Raw genomic sequence first — 6,646 nt, 5'->3', positions numbered from 1 at the left:
TCGGACCAACGAGCCACACCGCCAACAGTCACACCACATGCGGTTGCAGTATTAGCGCATCCGGTGATCGAGCGCAAGCGCCGTTGCACGCGCGCCTTCGCTCTGCAACAGCGCCGCCATGGGCGTGCTCGGGCAGAAAGGATCGGCACACCGATCGACTCGACCACCCCGGAGGGAACATGAAGAAGCACCCACGTATCGGCACGCTCTTCGCTCACGGCAGAGGAGGGCTTGTGCCCGCTGATTTCAGTGAACGATGCCGGACCTCGCCCGCACTTCGGTCAACCCGCACCGTGGGTCGAACCCTCGCCTCGACCGTGGTGGCCTTCTTACTGGCTCTCGGGTTCATGACCGTCCTGTCCCCGAGTGCCAGTGCCACGTCGACCAACAACTGTGCCTGGTCGGAGAACGCCTCCACCACCTGCCTCGACGTCTACGGCAGCGGCCTCAACGTCGCGTGGGTCGAAGTCACCAATGTCGGCGGCAAGACGACCATCTGCAACTACAAGGTCCGCTTCTGGGGCACGGGGGGACACTGGGAGTCGCCGATGCAGAACCGCTGCGTGCCAGGGGCGGCATGGGTGTCCATGACCATCGGTCACAACTTCCCCGACGGTTCGCTCGTCTATGGCCAGTTCTACACGAACGGCCATTGGCTGACCGGCTCACCGGCGACTCGAATCCACCGGTAGGTGTGGCGGAGCCCCACCGGTAGGTGTAGCGGAGCGGCGTAGGCAAAGGGGTCGCCTGCGCCGCTCCGGCACGGGAGGCTCCGGAAGCCGGACCAACCGCGCAGACGGGCTTGCGGATCCTGGGCCGGGCGATGAGCGAGGCGGCGACGCCGCTCTGCGGCGACGGCCTTCGGCAAGCGCCTGTCGCGGATCGTGGGGCGGGGACGTAGGTGATCGTGCTGGTCGATTGCCGCGCGCGGAGGAGTGGCGGGTGGGGCGTGCCGGCAACGGGGGCCGACGTCCCCGCCGTTCGCAGTTGGCCGGCGAGCCGATCAGCGAGGAATGTCCTACTGCTGGGCACTCTCGCGTACGTGACGGGCGAGGCCGCTCCACCAGCCGGAGAGATGCTGCGTGGGTGCGGCCTGGGCCTGCTCCTCCACGAGCCGTGTGAGCAGGTCCAGTTCGCCGGCCATGGCGAAGCCGTACACGAGCCTCTTGAGCACGCGGGTCTGCCCGATGGCGTCCGTGGCGGATCCGGTGTGCTGGTGGAAGACGGCGCGCCAGTAGCTCTCCGGGCTGCGGCCCCCGATGTGCCCCAACGCGTGCACTGCCGCCAGGACGACTTCTTTGGGCAGACCCCGCGCGAGGGTGAGATCGGCGACCACGTCCCGCTGGCCGTGCCCGCCGAGGACGCGCAGAGCGTCGAGCATCGGAACGGCGCGTACCTCGTCGCGCAGGGTCGCGGTCTGCCGCAGGTCTGCGGCCAGGGCGGCGGCGACCCTTGGTCCATAGGGGCTGGCGTGCAGCAGCATCGCCGCGTAGAGCCGCACGTCCGCCACGGGGTGGTGCAGCAGGTCGTCCACGATGCCGCCCAGCACAGCGGTCGCATGGTCGCCCAGCCGGGCGATGATGCGCGACACGACGATCGATGCCACGGCCGTATCGGTCAGCGATCCGTGCACGACGATGGCCTGGACGACGGGGTGGCGATCGGCCGCGGCGCCGGTGAGCCGCGCGGCGTGGGCGGCGGACAACGGTAACTGGTGCAGGAGCACTGCAGCAGCCTCCACGACGGACCCCGGGTGCGCCGCTCGCGGACCACTGGTCAGCACACCCTCCACCACGTCCACGAGCGTCCGGGTCTGCTCAGGGGTGAAGTGATGTTTGCGGGTCTTTCGCGCTGAGGCCAGCAGAGCGCCGTACAAGCTGTCGGTGGTGGTGGGATCGGTGAGCTGGCGCAGCACGGCTCGTCCGGCATCGGGGTGCGGGCTGCCGTCCAGTGCGCACACCGCCTCGATCAAGCCGGCATGCTCGGCTTGCTCCGCAACACCGGAGCACACGGCGATCGCCTCCGGCCCCCACTGCGGGTCGGCCATCAGCCGGCCCAGTGCCTCGAAGCGGCGCATCCAGGAAGCTCCGCCGGAGACCAGGGTCTCCTCCAGCAGCCGTTGCACCACGGCCTCGCGGATGCGGCTCGGGGAGACCTGCCCGCCACCGTAGGCGGCCCACCGGGTCAGCTCGTCCCAGTCGGCCGCGCTGAGCACTCCACCATCGAGGACGCGGTCGAGGAGCAAGTCGACGCGCCGGTCCCGGCCCGCGGGCGGTGAGCCGTCGCCAGAGCGGAGGAACGCTGCCGCGGCGGGACCCCCCTCGTGGCGGGCGATGGTCTGGATCGGCAGAAGCAAGCGGTACGGGAGGAGGCCGAGCACCTCTTCGTAACGGCGGACGGACGAGGCGGTCACCGGAACGAGGCCGTTCTCCCAGCGTGACAGGCAGCTTGGGCTGCCTCCTGCGTACTGCCAGTCCTCGCGGTAGACGGAGGCGAAGCCGGTCAGCCGCCGCAGTGCCGGGTCGGCATGACTCAGCCGATGCGCCCGCAGTAGCCATCCGGCCCGCACTTGCCAGGGGACCAGCCGGAGGACCGGAGGCCCTGCCGCAGCCGTTCGTGCCACGTCTGTCCCCCTGGCTCGCCCGCCACCCCCACCGGAACTGTCCGGCTTACTCCACATTGGACCGCTTCCTCGACCGCGGCGAGGCGGTTTCCGGACGGCGGGACAGGGGCGCTGGTCGTGGAAGGGGGGTTAATGAGCTCCAACGCGCTCATATGCGGTCATATGCGGTCAATTAAGCTCTGATGCGCTCCAGGGACGAGCCCGCACACGGATGACCACCCCGGACAACCGGCGCCCGGGTTGGGCCCGGTGATCGACTCTTCCTGGACGAGGGCGGGCGACGTCGGCGGAACGTGCGGCGGCGACCGCCGTGTATGACCAGCCGGGCAGCGGGACCCCCGATCCGCAGTGCTGTCAGTCGAAGACACAACTACTGACGCCGGCGGGCAGGCTGCGGTAGGAACTCACCTTGTTCTTCCATGAGACGGGGAGGTTCACCCGGCCGTTGGGGGCAATGCGCACGTAGTTCCCTCCCAGGTTCTTGTCCCAGAAGACGCAGACGTACCTGGTGCTCATGTTCGCGACGGAGTTGGCCCGGTCGTTCCACCCATAGCCCGGGGCCGCCAGATTCGGGTTGTACTTCACCGCGTTCTGGTCGTCGTAGATGTCCCCGCCCGCGTTGTCGTAGTCCCACATGCACCAGTCGCCGGCCTCGCACTGAGCCCAGCTGTTCGCACCAGCAGGAGACTGCTGACCGGCCGAAGCGGCCGAGGCGCCGCCGATGGTGAAGGTGCTGGCCAGCACGATCGCCGTGAGCGCCCGCGTAACTTTGATCATTGGGTTCCCTTCGAGAGCGCAGGCATGTCCGGGCGAAATGCTCGCGCACCGGGCTGCACCTGCACGGAGCCAAGTCTGAGCCAGAATCCCCACCTACGGTATGCGGCGTCAAGGCAGCGATTCCTCCACGGACGGAGAACACCGGGGTGCTGCCGGTTGACGTGAATATCGCGGAGAGGACATGTGACGTGCAGGTGCACTGCGGAGGGCGTCGGGTGAGCGGGCTATGGCGTGCGGTCTGGTCGTTGTTCGCTGTTGGCCGCGGGCCTGCCGCTGTCCACCCATACGGATGCGCCGAGCCGCTGGTTGCGCCGGGCCGGACGAGTCGGTGGAGGTCCTAGTGGTGGTGGAACGCGTTGCCCCTGCACCGGTAGCTCTATGCGACCCCCGGTTGGTGGAAGAGGTCACAGACGACATCGCCACAGTGAGCACGTGGTGGTTGGAGGGCGGCCCCGACGAGACACGTTTCGTCTTCGACGTCTGGTCGGACACCCCCAGGCCAATTGCCGACCGACGTCTGACTTGCCGGCTCTGTTCAGGACTTCCGGTTCCGGGTCAACGTCTGTGCAGCGATCACCGGGCGTGCCCGCCGACGTTGGAGGACACCTTCAGCCAGTTGCCCGAAGCCGAGCGGGCTTCCAACTCGTTCGCAAGCGAGTTCTCCTCGCATGACGGAGAGCGGCGGCTGCACGGAAGTTGAACCAGGCCCCACAAGGGCTCTGGTCAGCTCTATTTGGTCGCGTACACAGGGTGACTGTTGATCTTCGCCTTGGCGGGTCTAGTGGTCGTAGGCGGTCAGCGTGCGCATGACAGGCTGACCGCGCAGGAAGCTAACTCCCCTCATCAGGCTCCCCTTGGAATCGATCATCCAGGGAACGGGGGAGGCGCTCTACCGGCGGACCGCCGAGATCAGTCCGCCGGGCCGCTCCTCGCGCTGCGGCGGGGTGCTGATCGGGCGGCCGTAGGCGGCAGCGCGCTCGCGCAGGGTGTGGCTGTCGGCCGCCCAGCCGTGCGCGGCCAGCCAGCCCACCGGGTCGTCGGGCATCTCCGAGACCCACATGGACGCCGCCGATCCCGGCGCGGCGTCCGCGCCGAAGCGCTCGATCACGCCGCGCGAGCCCAAGGTCAGCCCCATCCGACTGCCAGCCGCCGACTGCGTGCTGATCCGGGCCAGCAGTAGCTCCACGGCATCCTCGGGCAGATAGATCAGCAGCCCTTCGGCGATCCACGCGGTCGGCACGGCTGGGTCGTGCCCTGCGGCGGCCAGCGCGCCTGGCCAGTCCTCACGCAGATCCACCGCGACGGTGATCCGCTCGCAGCGTGCGACGGCCCGCTCCTGGCGCAGCACCGAAGCCTTGAAGTCCAGTGGCGCGGCGGTGTCGACCTCGAACAGCCGGGTGCCCTCGGGCCAGTCCATCCGGAAGGCCCGGCTGTCCATGCCGGCGCCGAGCAGCACGACCTGCCGGACCCCGGACGCGGAGGCTTGCTGCAACAGGTCGTCGAGGAACTTCGTCCTGATGACGATGGAGAACGACACGGCCAGTCGGCGGCGTCGCGCGCCCTCGTCATCGGGCAGCGGCGGCGAGGAGAGCCACAAGGCGCCGGCGCTGGCGAAGGCCTGTGCCAGTGGGTCGCGGAACAGCGGGTTCTCCCGCTCGGTCTCCAGTGCCCGCACCCTGGCCACCCCCACCGCCGTGGCCCACACTCCCGACGGCTGCACCCGCTCCCGCTCATCAGTCACCAGGCCAGCCTAACGATCGATTCCAAGTGGCCCGATGAAGGGGGCTGGCCTCATGCCGCGTTGGGTCCGTGCTGTGGCTGCGGATCCAGAGCACCTGGGACGTCAGCGTGGACCAAACGATCGCCCGGGCGCACCAGCCGCCGTAGGCGCCCACCGACAGCCCCGGCTGTTGTAAGAGGCCCCGGGGCAGCACCGGACGACCACGCGTCGGGACCTTCCCGCGACGGGCTGATCACCTGGCCCAAGGAATACGCCGGGTCGGAATACACACTGTCCATCGTTTCGCGCACGCCGTGATCAGCCGTCAGGGCCGTCACAGGTTCCCGATGGTGACGACGTGCGCCTGGATTTTGCCGTTGACCGGGCCCGGGCCGCATCGTTTCGCGATCGCCGCGGCGCACGCCGCAGTTGCCTCGGCAAGGTCTGCGCCGGTGCGCTCCTCGATCTCGGCACGCAACGGTGTCCCCTGGCAGTACGCGGTTGCCGGCACCTGCGCCGACGCCGCGCGGCTGCGCGCGGTGATCGTCTCGTGGCGCGGTGCGGCGGTGAAGCCCGCACGTGCCAGGTCGGCGGAGATGGCGTTCAGATCGGAGTGTCCGTGTGGTGTGCGTGCCAGGAAGCGCGGAGGGCAGTCCGGATACACGCCGGCGAGTGTGTTGGTGACGATGTCCGCGAACTCGTTCTCCTCGATGCGATCCCATACGTTGAACAGCAGGGTTCCGCCGGGACGCAACACGCGTCGAGCCTCGGCGAATGCGCGGCTCTTGTCCGGGAAGAACATCACGCCGAACTGGCAGAAGACCACATCGAAGCTCGCGGCCGCGAAGGGCAACCGCATGGCGTCGGCCTGCTGCCACCGCACCGGTCGCGTGGCGCCGACGGCCTCGGCATGATCGAGCATCGCCTGGTTCAGATCGGTTGCCACCAATTCCACAGGCTCGGGCAGCGCTCGTGCCGCCGCGCGCGTGACGACGCCCGTGCCGGCAGCGATCTCCAGAACCTGGGCCGGAACAAGATCCGCCACGCGGCGGGCGAGGTCCTCGGCGTAAGGCTCAAAGATCAGCGGCACGAGGTGGTCGTCGTAGAACTCGGGAATCGAGCCTGCGAACACCGCATCGGAACCGGGCCCGTCCACAAGGTCTCCGTTCTGCCGAAACCCCTTTCGATCATACGACGGTTCACCGCCCCAAGGCCGCCCCGCGCGATCCGGCTGTTTCGTGGCTCCGAAAATCCGGCACCCGAAGACAGAGGTACGGAAGCGACGCGGCGCCACACAGGTGCTGGGCATCGGAGCCAACCGCACTGACCCGGACGGTATGACGTACGTCTTCGGCTACGACGTCGACGGCCGACAGCCCACCGCCACCTCCCAGGCCGCCGGCCGTGCGCGCGGCGGCGATGGCTGTTCTGGATGTACGTGAATACCTACGGCCGGTTGGAGTTGGACATGAACAGGCGTCTGGAGCTGGACGCCCGCGTGCCGGGCGCTGGTTGCTCCTGCGGGT

At 68.7% G+C, this 6,646-nt stretch carries 5 protein-coding genes; 1 reads left to right on the top strand and 4 read right to left on the bottom strand.

The features are described 5' to 3' along the window. Window positions 1-347: 347 nt before the first annotated feature. Window positions 348-692, top strand: coding sequence for a hypothetical protein (locus C6N31_RS39845; RefSeq protein ID WP_198359437.1), 345 nt, complete (start codon window positions 348-350; stop codon window positions 690-692). A gap of 326 nt (window positions 693-1,018) precedes the next feature. On the opposite strand, the gene C6N31_RS39840 is transcribed toward C6N31_RS39845, so the two are convergent. The 4 genes from C6N31_RS39840 to C6N31_RS39825 form a co-directional block, all read right to left on the bottom strand. Beyond that, the gene (locus C6N31_RS39840; RefSeq protein ID WP_198359436.1) at window positions 1,019-2,623 is read right to left on the bottom strand and encodes a hypothetical protein; all 1,605 of its coding nucleotides are present in this window, start codon (window positions 2,621-2,623) and stop codon (window positions 1,019-1,021) included. A 354-nt stretch (window positions 2,624-2,977) separates the two neighbouring features. Next, window positions 2,978-3,400 carry a peptidase inhibitor family I36 protein gene (locus C6N31_RS39835; protein WP_198359435.1) on the bottom strand — a complete coding sequence of 141 codons (423 nt, stop codon included), beginning with the start codon at window positions 3,398-3,400 and terminating at the stop codon, window positions 2,978-2,980. Between the two features lie 889 nt (window positions 3,401-4,289). After that, on the bottom strand, window positions 4,290-5,141 hold the full coding sequence (locus C6N31_RS39830; protein ID WP_138351653.1) for a class I SAM-dependent methyltransferase: 852 nt from the start codon (window positions 5,139-5,141) through the stop codon (window positions 4,290-4,292). Between the two features lie 313 nt (window positions 5,142-5,454). Beyond that, the gene (locus C6N31_RS39825; RefSeq protein ID WP_138351652.1) at window positions 5,455-6,276 is read right to left on the bottom strand and encodes a class I SAM-dependent methyltransferase; all 822 of its coding nucleotides are present in this window, start codon (window positions 6,274-6,276) and stop codon (window positions 5,455-5,457) included. Window positions 6,277-6,646: the final 370 nt, after the last annotated feature.

The sequence above is a fragment of the Streptomyces fildesensis genome (assembly GCF_016107395.1).
GTDB classification, from domain to species: domain Bacteria; phylum Actinomycetota; class Actinomycetes; order Streptomycetales; family Streptomycetaceae; genus Actinacidiphila; species Actinacidiphila fildesensis.
This window is presented reverse-complemented; position numbering and strand designations above follow the sequence as displayed.